Origin of the sequence: Nocardia sp. 852002-20019_SCH5090214, from assembly GCF_001665865.1 — a bacterium.
Lineage (GTDB): Bacteria > Actinomycetota > Actinomycetes > Mycobacteriales > Mycobacteriaceae > Nocardia > Nocardia nova.
In genome coordinates this window covers 46,161-60,070 of record NZ_LZMK01000005.1, presented here as the reverse complement: position 1 = coordinate 60,070, position 13,910 = coordinate 46,161, and the positions used below count along the sequence as shown (strand labels likewise).

The following is a 13,910-nucleotide window of genomic DNA, read 5'->3' as shown; positions in this document are numbered from 1 at the left end:
GGCGTGGGTTCGCGACGTTCTCGCGGGCGTGGAGTCGGTGACCGGCGAGTGAAATCGGTCGGACCGCGGTCGCGGTGCGTAGCCTGGGTGCATGTCCGAAACCGGTGATATGGCGGCCCTGCTCGCCGCGATGCAGGATGAGGATCTGCTCGAGGTCGTGGTCACCGCGACCACGGGCCGGCCGGGTCTGGAGAAGTTGCATCTGACCGCGGCCGAACTGGCGGCCCGCCCCACTCATGCCGAACCGGAGGTCGATGTGAGTTCGGACACTCCCGGTGCGGCCGCCGCCGTGCCGCCGCCGATCTCGGGCGGATTCGGGCAGGTCGCGGTGGGCTCGGGCGTGCCGCTGCCGCCGGAGGGCTTCGGGGTGCCCGGCGGATACTCCGAATCCGGAGTCCCTACTTTCGAGTCAGTTCGCGATAAGGTCGAGCAGCGCTACGGCACCGCCCAGGGGTTGGGCGAACTCGACCGGCAGACACCGGCGGGCCGCAGCGCCGACGAACAATGGCAGGCGCGGGAGAAAGCCGCGCGGGAACGCCTGGACGAGATCCGGAAGTCGCTGCGCGACGACGTGTGATTCCGGCTGGTCCGGCGGTCCGGACAGCTGAAGGGGAACCGATGACCGCAGCACAGGACATCGCCGCGAAACTGCTCGACGCGCAAGTGGACTACCTGCTCGCGGAGGTGACGGGAGATCGGTTCGCCGAGGTCGTCGCCCGCGATGTGGACGATGTGCTGGCGGTCGCCGACACCATCGTCTTCCGCGATGTGGTCTCCGTCGAGGAGGCGCGGCAGACGGTGCGCACCGTGGTGAATCGCATCGGCGGCAGCCCGGTGCTGCAGGATTCGGTGGCCGCGTTCGCCGACGCCATCTACGACAACGTCGCCGAGAACAACGACTACACCCTCGGTGACGTCGTGGACCGCGAGCCCGTGGAAGCGTTGCTGGAGAAGATCTTCGGCATGCACCAGGCGCAGGAGCGCCTGCTGGAGCGGCTGACCGAAAGCCCCTTGGTCGCGACGGCGGCGTCCAAATTCGTCGACAAGCTGATCGACGATTTCATGGAGTCGAACCGGCAGATGGCCAGCAAGGTTCCGGGCGTCGGATCGCTGGTGTCGTTCGGCACCAACGCGGCCAAGTCCGCCCGCAAGGCCGCCGAGAAGGCCAGCAGCGGCACCTTCATCGGCGATATGGCCGGTAAGGGCGCGATGTTCGCCCTCAAGCGCACCAACAACGCGATCCGGGAGATGCTGCGCGACGCACCGGTGCACGGCGCGGCGATGGAGTTCTGGGATCTGCACGCCGGTGAGCCGGTCAGCGGCCTGCGCGATTACCTGACCCAGGCCGACCTGCGCGAACTCGCCCTGCTGGTACACCGGATCGTCGTCACCACCCGCGACAAGGAGTACGTGGGTGTGCTCCTCGACGAGTGCGTCGACGTGTTCTTCACCAAATACGGCGACCACACCCTCGGCGCGCTGCTGCCCGAACTGGGCCTGTCCGCCGACGACATCCGCACCGAGATCCTGCGCTACGGTCCCGCGGTGGTCGAGGCTGCGAAGCGAAACGGCGTGCTGGCCAAGCTGATTCGCGAACGCCTCGAACCCTTCTACACCTCGGAGCCGGTGCTGGCGATCCTGGCCGAGGCCACGCAGTAGACGGGCACACCCGAACCGCGACCGCGGCCCGGCCCGGGGCGACACCCCTGAGCCGGGCCGAGCTCGCTGATCAGCCGTCGATATCGGCGAACATGCCGGGCTCGTACGAGCCGCCCTGCTGGCGCACGATCACGCCGAGCCGGTTGGCCGCGTTGATCTGAGCGATGAGGCCGACCAGTGCGGCGATCTGGTCTTCGTCGTAGTGCTTGCGCACCTGCGCCCAGGTCTCGTCCGAAACTCCCTGATGGGCGTCGGCGAGCCGGGTGCCCTCCTCGGCCAGTGCCAGCGCGGCCCGCTCGGCCTCGCTGAACACCGACGCCTCGCGCCACGCGGCGACCAGGTTGATGCGCACCGCGGGCTCTCCGGCGGCGGCGAGGTCCTTGCTGTGCACATCGGTGCACCACCCGCAGCCGTTGATCTGGCTGACGCGCAGCATCATCAGGTCCTGGGTGGCCTTGGGCAGCGTCGACTGGAGGATGACCATGCTGGTGTTGCCGAATCGCTTGGCGAACTTGGCGCCGAGTGCACTGTCGGTGAGAGTGAAGCGGGATTCCATGACGTCGTCCTTGCTGTCGTGATCGTTGGCGGGAACGCACACAAGATGCCGCTCACGCGATCGATGTGACAGTGCGGAAAAGTGATGTGCGGCACATCAGCGCGAGATCGTCATGGGCCGTAGCAGGGACTCGATCAGGGCTAATTGCCCGGTGAACTCGGCCGGGTCGAGGGCGGCGATGCGCAGGAGGATGTGTTCGGCGCCCGCATCGATGTACCGATGCAGTTGCGCCGCAACGTGTTCGGCGGTGCCGGTCAGCAGGACCTGGATCGTTTCGACCGTCTCCACCGGCATCCGGTAGGTCGCCTGCGCGTAGCGGTCCAGCGCCGCCCGGCCCTCCTGCGCGTCGTCGCTGAGGTAGACGGTCGCGAAAAGTGCCGGAGTAATGGATGTTTCGGCGCGGCCGGCGGCGGAGGCGGCGGACCGGACGGTGGCCAGGCCGTCGGCGTAGGCGGCCACATCCGGTGGGTAGGGGAGCCAGCCGTCGTAGCGCCGTCCGGTCCGGGCGAGCGCGGCGGGCGTGATGCCGGTGGCCCAGATGGGCGGTCCGCCCGGCCGATGCGGCTGTGGGACGTCCGGCAACCAGTCGTAGTGGAGAACCTTGCCGTGGAAGGGGTCGGTGTTGCCGGACCACAGCCGCCGCCACAGGTCGACGGTGTCGTCGAGCTGGGAGAAGCGGGTTCGGTAGTCCACGCCGACGAGGTCGAATTCGGCGCGGCTGAGTTCCGGGAATCCCGCGCCGACGCCGAGGATCAGCCGGCCGGAGGCGAGCTGGTCCAGCGATGCGAGGGTGGCGGCGGCCTGTACCGGGTGCCGGTAGGCCGGCATCAGCGCGGCCGTCCCGAGGGTGATCCGCTCGGTCACCGCCGCCGCGGCCGCCAGGACCGTCAGGGGTTCGATCCGAGCCCGGCTCAGCGAATCGCCCAGCCACACCGAATCTAATCCCATTCCTTCGGCTGTCACCGCCAGCTCGGCCAGGCTGCGGGCCGCGCCGCCGCGTTCCAACTGCGCGACGCCGCCGGGGAGGAGCAGGCCGTATCGAATGTCGTTCACGAGACCAGCGTGGGCCGCGGTGCGAGTGCCGGCAATTCCCTGCGGGGTATGGCCGGGTGCCGCTATCGCGGTCGCCGGACGCGGTCGGCAACGATTCGGCTACATCGAATTGCCCCCTCGTCGATTTTGATTATGCACGTTTGAATTTTCGACATCGAGGGTAACGGTGTCCATTTTCTGAGAACCGACCGCGCGGTATATAGATATTCCCACCGGTGAACGTACCGATGTCCGACGCTACGTTGTTTGAAGATTCAATGTTGTCCACCGGAAGGTCCGGTCATGAGCACAGACCACCGACCCGTCGAATTATCGGCTCTGGCCGCGGCGTTGCATACGGAGCAGGACGGTTACCGAAAGTCGTTACGTAACCGTCAGTTGCAGATGATCGCGATCGGTGGAGTGATCGGCACCGGGCTGTTCCTCGGTGCGGGCGGACGTCTCGCCGATGCAGGTCCGGGGCTCTTTCTGGTCTACGCGGTCTGCGGTGTCTTCGTCTTCTTCGTGCTGCGGGCGCTGGGGGAGTTGGTGCTGTATCGGCCGTCGTCGGGATCGTTCGTATCCTACGCGCGCGAATTTTATGGCGAGAAACTCGCATTTGCCGTCGGCTGGATGTATTTCTTTCACTGGTGTATGACCGGCATCGTCGACATCACCGCGATCGCGACATATGTCCGCTATTGGGGTGCGTTCTCGGTGGTGCCGCAGTGGGTGATCGCACTGGTGGCGCTGGTCGCGGTCGTCGGCACGAATTTGATCTCGGTGCGATGGTTCGGAGAGCTCGAATTCTGGGTGGCGCTGGTGAAAGTAGTCGCCCTCATCGGATTTCTGATCGTGGGCTCGGTCTTTCTCGCCGGCCGGTTCGCCATCCGGGGCGAAGCCACGGGGGTCGGCGTGATCGCTCATCACGGCGGACTGTTCCCGACCGGTGTGCTGCCGGTCGTCACGGTCACCACAGGCGTCGTATTCGCCTATGCGGCAGTGGAGTTGGTCGGTATCGCGGCGGGGGAGACCGAGAATCCGCACGAGGTGATGCCGCGCGCCATCAATTCGGTCATCGCCCGCATCGGGGTGTTCTATATCGGCTCACTCGTCCTGCTCGGACTGTTGCTGCCCTACACCGCCTTTCGTGACGGCGAGAGCCCGTTCGTCACCTTCTTCGCCCGCATCGGCGTCCCCGCTGCCGGGTCGATGATGAATCTGATCGTGCTCACCGCCGCGTTCTCCAGTCTCAACGCCGGCCTGTATTCCACCGGCCGCATCCTGCGCTCGATGTCGGCGAACGGCAGCGCCCCCGCGGTGGCCGGCCGCATGTCCCGTACCGGCGTGCCCTACATCGGCATTCTGGCCACCGGCGTGATCGCGCTGATCGGCGTGGGGCTCGACGCGGTGGTGCCGGACAAGGCCTTCGAGATCGTGCTGAACGTCTCGGCTCTCGGCACGATCGTCTCGTGGATGGTGGTGCTGCTCTGCCAGTTGCGCCTGTGGCGACGCTGGTGGGACGGCATCTCCCATCGCCCCGCGTACCGCATGATCGGCGCGCCTTACACCGGTATCGCCACCCTCGTCTTCCTGGTGGCCGTGGTGGCACTGATGGCCTGCAGCAGCGACCCGATCCAACGCTGGGCGGTCGTGGCGACGGTCTGTGTGATGGGCCCCGTCCTCGTCGGGGGCTGGTTCCTGACGCGCCGGAAAGTATTGCGAATAGCGGCGATTCGTCACGACCACACCGGCCAGTTCCCGGTGGTCGCCGAGCGACCGTGGCCGGGAAGGCCGGCGGAGCCGGAGGTGATCGTGGAGGATCCGGGCCGGCGCCGACCCAGCCACGAGGTATGAGCGGCCACAGAGTGAGCGGCTCCTCGGCGGCATGGTCAGCGACCGATTCCGTCCAGCGCGGCGACGTCCTCATCCGACAGTGAAAGCCCGGCCCCCGCGATGTTTTCGCGCAGATGAGTCGCGGATGACGTACCGGGGATGAGCAGAATGTTCGGTGCCCTCCGCAACAGCCAGGCCAGCGCCACCGGCAGCGGCGCGGCACCCACTCGGCTCGCGACCTGGGCGAGTGTCTCCGACTGTAGCGGCGTGAAGCCGCCGAGCGGGAAGTACGGCACGTAGGCGATGCCGTCGGCGGCGAGCCGGTCGATGAGGTCGTCGTCGTGGCGATGGGCGAGGTTGTACATGTTCTGCACGCATACGATCGACGCGATGCTCCGCGCCTCGGCGACTTGATCCGCGGTGACGTTGCTGACTCCGAGATGGCGTATCAGGCCATCCTGCTGAAGGTCGGCGAGCGTCTCCAATGCCTCTGCGAGCGAGCCGGGCCGGGGGCCTGCGGCATCGCCCATGCGCAGGTTGACCAGATCGAGGGTCTCGACCCCGAGCGACCGAAGGTTCTGATGCACCTGTTCGCGCAGGTCTTCGGGACGCCGGGCCGTAGGCCAGCCGCCCTGCGCGTCGCGCCGCGCCCCGACCTTCGTGGCGATGTACACCGTGTCCGGGTAGGGGTGCAGTGCCTCACGGATCAACTCGTTCGTCACGTCGGGCCCGTATGCGGCGCTGGTGTCGATGTGGGTGATACCGGCATCGACTGCCTCGCGTAGCACGGCCAGCGCGCCGTCGCGGTCGGCGGGCGGCCCCATGACCCCGGGGCCGGCGAGCTGCATGGCGCCGTAGCCGAACCGGGTGACAGTCGCGTCGCCGAGCATTCGGGTGCCGCCGGGAAGTAGGGGTGTGCTCACGTGGTGCCTTTCATCTCCGATCGGGAGTCTCCGACCTGCTGGCACCATTGTTGGAGAGCTACTTCCTTTCGGGAAGTAGGCACTTGAAAGTGCGTAACTCTCCGAAAGCGAAAGGCGAGACCGGTGACAGCGAAGGTATTCGAGGGGGCTCGAAGCAGCGCGGAGTACAACGCATTCCTGGCGGCATGCCCCAGTCGTCAACTCCTCGATCGGATCTCCGACAAATGGGTCGTGCTGATCTTGTGCGCGTTGAGCGGGGATGCGGGCGACCCATCCGATCGGCCCGGTGTCGCGGCTGCCGCGAAGGCGATGCGCTACTCCGAACTATCGCGCCTGCTGGTCGGTGTCAGCCAGAAGATGCTGACCCAAACCCTGCGGGCTCTCGAACGTGATGGCTTGCTCACCCGCACAGTGACGCCGACCGTTCCGGTCACGGTCACCTACGAGCTCACCGAACTCGGCCTCTCACTCCACCACCTGACGCGCGGCCTCAGATCCTGGGCGCAGGACCATATGGACGAGGTGTCGGCCCACCGTGAGAACCACGACGCTCGCACCCCCTGATATGACAAGGGCGTTCGAGCGATGGTGCTCGAACGCCCTTGTGGCACAGAAGGTTAGGTGAGGTCGAAGCCGCCGCGCTCGAGGCGGGCGGTGAACGCATCCCATTCGGCGGGGGCGAAGACGAGGGCGGGGCCGGTGGGGTTCTTGGAGTCGCGGACGCCGACCATACCTTCGGAAAGGTGGGCTACCTCGACGCATTCCTTGCCTGACGAACTGGCATCAGCCCCGGTAGCCGGGAAGAACCAACCGCCGAATTCCGATCGTTTCCGCGATACGGCGGTCTCCGGGCTCGGCTATCGGGCATGCCATTACCGAAAGCCTCAGGAGCGCATGGATGTACCGACCTCCGATCGCCGATCACATCGAGATCACGGTGGTGGTTGCTCGATGTCGTGTATGCGTCGTCGGTCGTATCGAAGTGGGTAGCGCCGTATGCGGTGTGGCCGATACCTATTGTCCACCAACGTTTTTGCGGCCGCCAGATCGTGCCGGACGATGGCTCGGCCGGTTGACTGGACTTCGCTGTGAATATTCAGGGGGCAATTTCGCCGACGGCCGGCGCACCTTGGCCGTGAATCGCCTACGACATCGAATAGCAGGGCGCGCTTCGGCGCTCTGTGCGAAATCTGCTCAGCTGCGGCAAGCGGTCCGCGTGCTGTGCGACGCCATTTCCGCTCCACCCCGCCCGGTAGTATTCGTGGCGATCGCGATCTGTTCATCCGGAAGGGAGCTTCGGCTCCGGGCGAAGGCGAATCCGCCGGCGCCGATGACAGCGGTGGAGGAGTGCGCATGGCGAAAACGAATGTGGCCGACCAATTCGTGCACGTTCTCGTACAGGCCGGAGTGCGGCGGATCTACGGCGTGGTGGGCGACAGCCTCAATCCGATCGTCGACGCCGTGCGCCGTACCCCGCAGATCGAATGGGTGCATGTGCGCAACGAGGAGGCCGCCGCCTTCGCCGCGGCGGCGGAGGCGCAGTTGACCGGCCGCCTGGCCGTGTGCGCGGGAAGCTGCGGCCCGGGCAACACCCATCTCGTCCAGGGCCTCTACGACGCGCACCGCACCGGGGCGCCGGTATTGGCGCTGGCCTCCCACATCCCCTCCGATCAGATCGGCACGCAGTTCTTCCAGGAAACGCATCCGGAACGCCTCTTCGTCGAATGCAGCGGATACTGCGAAATGATCAGCCGGCCCGAGCAGATGCCGCGCATGCTGCGGATCGCGATCCAGCATGCGCTGGCGCGCCACGAGGTGTCGGTGGTGGTGCTCCCGGGCGATGTCGCCCAGTTGGACATCGCGCATCCCACCGGCGAAACGAGCCTCGTTTCCGAACTCGGTCGCGTCATGCCCGCCGCCGAACAGGTGCGGGCGCTCGCCGACGCGCTGAACGCGGCACGAACCGTCACCCTGTTCTGCGGTGCCGGCGTTCGCGACGCGCACGAAGAGGTGATGCGGCTCGCCGAGACGCTGCACGCACCCATCGGGCACAGCCTGCGCGGCAAGGAATGGATCCAGTTCGACAATCCCTACGACGTGGGGATGAGCGGTCTGCTCGGCTACGGCGCCTGCTACAAGGCCATGCACGAAGCCGATCTGGTCTTGCTGCTGGGCACCGATTTCCCCTACGACGAATTCCTGCCGGGAATCAATACCGTGCAGATCGACCACGATGCCGCCCGCCTCGGCCGGCGCACGCCACTGAAGCTGGCCGTGCACGGCGACGTTCGCGAAACCCTGCGCGCGGTCCTTCCCCTCCTCGCGCAGAAATCCGACCGGGAATTCCTGGACCGCATGCTCGGCGAGCACTACCGGCTGCTCGAGCAGGTCGTCGACGCCTATACCCGAAATGTCGCCGACCACAAGCCGATTCACCCCGAATACGCCGCAGACATTCTCGACGAACTCGCCTCCGACGACGCGATCTTCACCGTCGACACCGGCATGTGCAATGTGTGGGCGGCCCGCTATCTGACTCCGAACGGCCGCCGCCGGGTGATCGGGTCGTTCCTGCACGGCACCATGGCCAACGCCCTGCCGCATGCCATCGGCGCGCAGTTCGCCTATCCGGACCGGCAGGTGATCTCGATGTCCGGCGACGGCGGTCTGGGCATGCTGATGGGTGAGCTGCTCACCGTGGCGTTGCATCGGCTGCCGGTGAAGATCATCGTCTTCAACAATTCGTCGCTGGGTATGGTCCGGCTGGAAATGCTGGTGGACGGCCTGCCGAATTTCGAAACCGACCACGCCCCGGTCGATTTCGCCGCCGTCGCCCGCGCCGCCGGCATCCACGCGGCGCGGGTGACGGATCCGTTCGCGATCCGGAATGCCATCGCCGAAGCGCTGGAACATCCGGGCCCCGCCCTGGTCGACCTCGTCACCGACCCCAACGCCCTGTCCCTCCCGCCGCACATCACCGCCGCGCAGGTACGCGGCTTCGCGCTCGCGGCCAGCAAGATCGTGCTGACCGGCGGCGTGGGCCGGATGATCGACATGGCCCGATCGAACCTACGCAACGTGCCGCGCTGAAACGCGCCGTGTGCCAGCCGGATTCATGGTTGCCTGGGCCGCCGGCGAATCTCACACGTACTGCTCGCGCAGCTTGCCCTTGACCAGCTTTCCGGTGGGCGTACGGGGCAATTCGTCGGCGAAATCGACGCTGCGCGGCACCTTGTAGTGGGCGATGCGCTCGCGCAGGAAATCGCGAAGTCGTTGTGCCAGTTCGGGTCCCGGCTCGACGCCGGGTGCGGGCTGGACGACCGCCTTCACCGATTCGCCCATCTCCTCGTCGGGAACCCCGATCACCGCCACATCGAGGACATCCGGATGCAGGGCCAGGGCGTCCTCGATTTCCTGCGGGTAGATGTTCACCCCGCCGGAGATGATCATGAACGCCTTGCGGTCGGTCAGGAACAGGAATCCGTCGGCGTCGATATAGCCGATATCGCCGGTGGTCGTCCAGGTCGGATGCTCGGGATGGATTGCCTTGGCGGTCTTCTCGGGATCGTTGTGGTAGTCGAACGGGACTTCCTCGCGCTCGAAATAGATGGTGCCGATCTCGCCGGCGGGCAACTCGTGGCCGTCGTCGTCGCAGATGCGAACGGCGCCCATCCCCGCCGGCCCGACCGAGCCGGGTTTGCGCAACCACTGCTCGCTGTCGATGAAGGTGGCGCCGTTGCCCTCGGTGGAGGCGTAGTACTCGTACAGCACCGGCCCCCACCAGTCGATCATCGCCTGCTTCACCTCTACCGGGCACGGCGCGGCGGCGTGCACGGCGACTCGCATACTCGAGACGTCGTAGCGGGTACGCACGCTCTCGTCCAGTTTCAGCATGCGCACGAACATCGTCGGCACCCACTGGCTGTGGGTGACGCGATAGCGTTCGATCGCGGCGAGCGCCTGTTCGGCGTCGAAGCGTTCCATCACCACCACGGTTCCGCCGAGGGCATGAACCACGCCGCCGAATCGCAACGGCGCGGCGTGATACAGCGGAGCCGGCGACAGATACACGGTGTCGGTGTCGAATCCGTAGAGCGGGCCGAAGACAGCGGTATAGGTGTCACCCGGCGCATCGCCGACCTGCCGATCCGGCAGCGGATGCTTGATGCCCTTCGGGCGGCCGGTGGTGCCCGACGAATACAGCATGTCGGCGCCGCGTGGCTGATCCGGCAGCGGTTCGGGAGACGCTGCGGCCACAGCCTTTTCATACGATTCGTAGCCGGGGACATCCCCGCCGAAGGCGAGCCGGATCCCGACCGCGGGAGTCTGCTCGACCACCCGCCGGGCCACCTCCGCCAGTTCCGCCGACACGATGAGCGCCCGCGCGCCGCAGTCGTTGACGATATAGCTGATCTCGTCCGCGGACAGATGCCGGTTGACGGCCGTGATGTAAAGACCGGATCGCAACGCCGCCCAGTAGACCTCGTACACCTCGAGCGTATTGCCGGACAGCAGCGCGATGTGATCGCCCTTGCGCAGGCCCGCCTCGTACAGATGCCGCGCGAGGCGAACCGAGTTGTCCTCGAGCTCGCGGTAGGTCAGCGTGCTACCGCTCCCGGCCAGCACGACCGCCGGTTTATCAGGGAATCGATCGACATGCGCACCGGGGTACATCCTGCTCCTCCACAACACCGCCGACGGCTCTGACGCGACCGCCGGTCGAGAGGGACCTGCCTCGCCGCCGCGACACCGGCCCCGCCGAGACACCGTCCCGACGAGCGCGACGATAGCGGAAAGTGAACGACGATTCGTGAGTTATCGCCAAACTTGTGAACCGCTCGAGAGCACACGAAGGCTCGCGTGCCCGGCGCCCACCCTTTTCGGGGCATAACAGGTTTGCCGAGGTCTCGATATTCCGTACGAGAGTTCGTCGAGCGGGAGGTTCCTATGAAGATCAGGCGTATCGGCGTGCTGGCCGCCGGGGTGGCGATGGCGGCCACGACCGCGGTGGGTTTCGGCGTTGCGGCGCAGGCCGAACCGGCCGGTGCCGATGTGGAGGTCTACACCTACTGTGGCGGGGCGCTGCCGGGCTTCCCGCCGCCGTTGCAGGTGATCGTCCGCAATATCGGCACCGCGACCGCGGAGAATGTGGCGGTGAACTACTGGACGCCGTTCGGCCCGTCCGGATCCATCATCAAACCCACTCTGGCACCGGGAGAAATCGCCAACTACACGGTCGGTACCGCGCGCACGCTGGAACTGATCACCGCCACGGTGACGAGCACGACGCCGGATACGAACCCCGGCAACAATTTCGTGGTCCAGCCGATGTTGTGCGCCGGCTCCATGTAGCCCTGCCCATGCCGCGTCGACGGCGGTGTCGACCGGGCAGACCGAATACCGCTGCAGCGACGCTGAACTAATCGTGCAAACTTCGGCGAAGTTGCCGCTTTTCGCCCGATCGCGCGGAGGTTTGCACGAATAGTTCGGCCGCGGAAAGGGTTCCGGGTGCCGAGAACGCGGCGAACGAGGCTCGGCCCGCCCTCGCCGGTCGGTGCCCCATCAGCACCCGCGAGCCGGTGATGCTGCCCGGCATCGGATCCGGCTGCCATCCGGTCGTCGGATCGCAGCCCCCTTCGCCCGGCGGACAACGTAGTTCGCGGGCGCTGCCGGACCGGGTCGCTCGGTGTCGGTTTCACTTCGTCGGTCGGTCCGCCGGTACTCGGTGGGCGGCGATCGGGCGGAGGTGTTCGCGCAGGAGGTCAGCGTCGGTGCCGAAGATCTGTTCGTCGGTGTCTACGGCGACCTGGATCGCCGTGCTCGCCAATTTCCTTCCGGCGGAGGTGATTTCGAGTCGGAATGCGCGGGCGTCGGCGGGGTCGGGGTGACGCCGGAGCAAGCCGCGCTCCTCCAGGGCGCGGATCACCCGGGACGCCATCATTCGATCGACGCCCGCCATATCCGCCGCCTGCTGCTGAGTGGGGAGGCTGCCGCGGTGGGCCAGCCATCCGGTGGAGGCCAGCAGATTGAACTGAGTGGGCGTCAGTCCGAGCGGACGGAGGTTTCGCTCCAGCGTCGCCCGCCATTCCAGGGCGGCGTGATGCAACCAGAACCCCGGAGAGACGAGTGGGCCCCGGGGTACGGCCTGTGCCGATCGCTCAGCCACGCCGTGCCGCCTCCGCCGCGAGGGCCGCGAAGGTGCGCGGCATATCGGCGCGCATACCCTTTTCCCAGATGAGCTTGAACAGCGGTCCCATCGGCCCGTGGACTTCGACGTTCTCCGATACCCGCACGGTGCCGTCGCCGAGTGGCTCGTAGGTGCGCCGGCCCCGCAACTTACCGAACGGCAGGCCCGCCTCGCTGGTCCACGACCGTCCGGGTTCCACCGCGACGATCGTGAACGGTCCCGCCGGTGCTCCTTTGGGCTTCACCCACCCCTTGGTTCCCGCTTCGAACGGCCCGTCGATACGCGCCTTCTCCTCGTGCGGATCCCATTCGGCCCAGCGGGCCACGTCCGTGGCCACCGCCCAGATGCGGTCGATCTCGCCCGTTACCACGGCTTCTTCGGTGAACGAGTACATCATGGCTGCCTCCCTGAGTGTTGCTGCAACAACAATAACTGTTGTTGCAGCAACAATCCTAGGAGATGGCCGATACCCGCTAGGTCGGTCGTGGCTGAGCAGTCCAGGCGCGCGGGCCCCGAACCTGCGCACACTGAAACGGGTGCGCAGATCGTCGACTTACCTCGCCCTAGGGGGCCTCAACTCCGATAACGGAACAGGATTCGACCCCTGGTCAGGTCGTAGGGACTCAGCTCCACCAGGACCCGGTCGTCCGGGAGGATCTTGATGTAGTTCATCCGGACCTTGCCGGACAGGTGGGCGAGGACTTTGTGTCCGTTGGGGAGTTCCACCGTGAAAGTCGCGTTGCGCAGGCATTCCACGACGTGCCCCTGAACTTCGATCGCTCCTTTCTTCATCGCCACACCAACTCCAGGACGCTGTTCGACCGCTCGGCGCCGATGCCTTCGAACAGGGCGGTCGCCGCCGCGTTGGATTCGTCGATTTCGGCAGAGGCCCAAGCCTTTCCGGCGCGATGCAGCGAGCCCAGCGCCCGCCCCAACAGGGCGCGAGCGATGCCGCGCCGGTGCGCGTCGGCGCGAACCGCGATCAGGCCGATGCGCGGTAGCCGAGTCGGCTGCGTCACCCGGCACAGCCCCGCATAGCGGCCGGCCTGGGCCGCCACCACATAGTTCGCGGGATCGATCGGTGGGGAGATCACCTCGGCCGGCATGGTCTGCCAACCGGCGGCGGCCTCGACTTCGGCGCGTACGGCGCGGTCCAGTTCGCGCAGTGAATACGCCTCGGCCGCACCGAAATTCAGGATCTCGATACCCGGCGGCGATGCCGAATCGAGTCCCGTGATCGCCGGATCGGTGGGAACCCGGTATTCCCATTCGCGCCGCCGGATCGCGAGACCCGCCCGGCGCCAGTGCGCGGTCAGTTCGAGGTCGGCCTCGTCGACCACCGTGTAGAGCGGTGTGGGCAGGTCGGCCAGCATGGCGGCGGCGAGCCGGTCGAAGGCGTCGGCCTGCCAGGAGTCGATGCTGAGAAACAGTCGCCCATCGGGCCGCGGCGATGCCTCGCCACAACCGACCATCCGGTCGCCGGCCAGCGCATGCCACTGCCGGTCCGCGATGCGCGTCACCATGAGTTCGGAAGAGTGCATTGTCGTCCCCTCTCGGGATCGCTCGGACGAGCAATCCCGATGACGACGTGCGTCAATCGTCCGATCGTGAGAACGGGGAGCGCCCAAGGAATGTCGTGAAAATGGGACTCACCCCCTCGCGTGATCAGGTCGGACCGCAGAAGGTTAACAACTCCGATATCCCGCGCCAACCCATT

The 13,910-nt window shown here is 66.6% G+C and carries 14 protein-coding genes and 1 pseudogene; 6 read left to right on the top strand and 9 right to left on the bottom strand.

Going from position 1 to position 13,910, the window contains the following annotated elements:
* Positions 1 to 91 precede the first annotated feature (91 nt).
* Both A5780_RS00315 and A5780_RS00310 read left to right on the top strand, forming a co-directional pair.
* Positions 92 to 577 (top strand): hypothetical protein, encoded by a 486-nt coding sequence (locus A5780_RS00315; protein ID WP_030518958.1) that lies wholly within the window; start codon positions 92 to 94, stop codon positions 575 to 577.
* 41 nt (positions 578 to 618) lie between these two features.
* The gene (locus tag A5780_RS00310) at positions 619 to 1,659 is read left to right on the top strand and encodes a hypothetical protein (protein WP_063016082.1); all 1,041 of its coding nucleotides are present in this window, start codon (positions 619 to 621) and stop codon (positions 1,657 to 1,659) included.
* A 70-nt stretch (positions 1,660 to 1,729) separates the two neighbouring features.
* Here the strand turns inward: A5780_RS00310 and A5780_RS00305 are convergent, their stop codons facing one another.
* Together A5780_RS00305 and A5780_RS00300 are read right to left on the bottom strand one after the other, a co-directional pair.
* The gene (locus A5780_RS00305) at positions 1,730 to 2,215 is read right to left on the bottom strand and encodes a carboxymuconolactone decarboxylase family protein (RefSeq protein WP_063016103.1); all 486 of its coding nucleotides are present in this window, start codon (positions 2,213 to 2,215) and stop codon (positions 1,730 to 1,732) included.
* A 96-nt stretch (positions 2,216 to 2,311) separates the two neighbouring features.
* Entirely contained in the window at positions 2,312 to 3,268 is a 957-nt protein-coding gene (locus tag A5780_RS00300) for an LLM class flavin-dependent oxidoreductase (protein WP_231982755.1), read from the bottom strand.
* 282 nt (positions 3,269 to 3,550) lie between these two features.
* On the opposite strand from A5780_RS00300, the gene A5780_RS00295 reads away from it, so the two are divergent.
* Positions 3,551 to 5,104, top strand: a complete 1,554-nt coding sequence (locus tag A5780_RS00295) for an amino acid permease (protein WP_064907419.1) — start codon at positions 3,551 to 3,553, stop codon at positions 5,102 to 5,104.
* 35 nt (positions 5,105 to 5,139) lie between these two features.
* Here A5780_RS00295 and A5780_RS00290 read toward each other — a convergent pair whose 3' ends face one another.
* Positions 5,140 to 6,054 carry an aldo/keto reductase family oxidoreductase gene (locus A5780_RS00290; protein ID WP_082940757.1) on the bottom strand — a complete coding sequence of 305 codons (915 nt, stop codon included), beginning with the start codon at positions 6,052 to 6,054 and terminating at the stop codon, positions 5,140 to 5,142.
* A 75-nt stretch (positions 6,055 to 6,129) separates the two neighbouring features.
* Here A5780_RS00290 and A5780_RS00285 point away from each other — a divergent pair, with 75 nt between their 5' ends.
* A complete protein-coding gene (locus tag A5780_RS00285) occupies positions 6,130 to 6,570 on the top strand; it encodes a helix-turn-helix domain-containing protein (RefSeq protein ID WP_063016085.1) in 441 nt (146 codons plus the stop codon).
* 53 nt (positions 6,571 to 6,623) lie between these two features.
* Here the strand turns inward: A5780_RS00285 and A5780_RS38775 are convergent.
* Positions 6,624 to 6,773: pseudogene (locus tag A5780_RS38775) on the bottom strand (DUF397 domain-containing protein); the annotation flags it as partial.
* 586 nt (positions 6,774 to 7,359) lie between these two features.
* Between A5780_RS38775 and A5780_RS00280 the strand changes: the two are divergent.
* On the top strand, positions 7,360 to 9,096 hold the full coding sequence (locus tag A5780_RS00280) for a pyruvate dehydrogenase (protein ID WP_064907418.1): 1,737 nt from the start codon (positions 7,360 to 7,362) through the stop codon (positions 9,094 to 9,096).
* A gap of 51 nt (positions 9,097 to 9,147) precedes the next feature.
* On the opposite strand, the gene A5780_RS00275 is transcribed toward A5780_RS00280, so the two are convergent.
* A complete protein-coding gene (locus A5780_RS00275; RefSeq protein WP_063016086.1) occupies positions 9,148 to 10,680 on the bottom strand; it encodes an acyl-CoA synthetase in 1,533 nt (510 codons plus the stop codon).
* A gap of 273 nt (positions 10,681 to 10,953) precedes the next feature.
* On the opposite strand from A5780_RS00275, the gene A5780_RS00270 reads away from it, so the two are divergent.
* Positions 10,954 to 11,358: a hypothetical protein gene (locus A5780_RS00270; RefSeq protein ID WP_064907417.1), complete on the top strand. Its 405-nt coding sequence runs from the start codon at positions 10,954 to 10,956 to the stop codon at positions 11,356 to 11,358.
* A 343-nt stretch (positions 11,359 to 11,701) separates the two neighbouring features.
* Here the strand turns inward: A5780_RS00270 and A5780_RS00265 are convergent, their stop codons facing one another.
* The 4 genes from A5780_RS00265 to A5780_RS00250 form a co-directional block, all read right to left on the bottom strand.
* Complete coding sequence (locus tag A5780_RS00265) at positions 11,702 to 12,172, bottom strand: MarR family winged helix-turn-helix transcriptional regulator (protein WP_064907416.1); 471 nt, start codon at positions 12,170 to 12,172, stop codon at positions 11,702 to 11,704.
* On the bottom strand, positions 12,165 to 12,590 hold the full coding sequence (locus A5780_RS00260; protein ID WP_064907415.1) for an SRPBCC family protein: 426 nt from the start codon (positions 12,588 to 12,590) through the stop codon (positions 12,165 to 12,167). Before A5780_RS00260 ends, A5780_RS00265 begins: the two co-directional genes overlap by 8 nt.
* Positions 12,591 to 12,766: 176 nt before the next feature.
* Positions 12,767 to 12,991 (bottom strand): translation initiation factor IF-1, encoded by a 225-nt coding sequence (gene infA / locus A5780_RS00255; protein WP_227462776.1) that lies wholly within the window; start codon positions 12,989 to 12,991, stop codon positions 12,767 to 12,769.
* Positions 12,982 to 13,734 (bottom strand): N-acetyltransferase, encoded by a 753-nt coding sequence (locus tag A5780_RS00250; RefSeq protein ID WP_064907414.1) that lies wholly within the window; start codon positions 13,732 to 13,734, stop codon positions 12,982 to 12,984. Before A5780_RS00250 ends, infA begins: the two co-directional genes overlap by 10 nt.
* Positions 13,735 to 13,910: the final 176 nt, after the last annotated feature.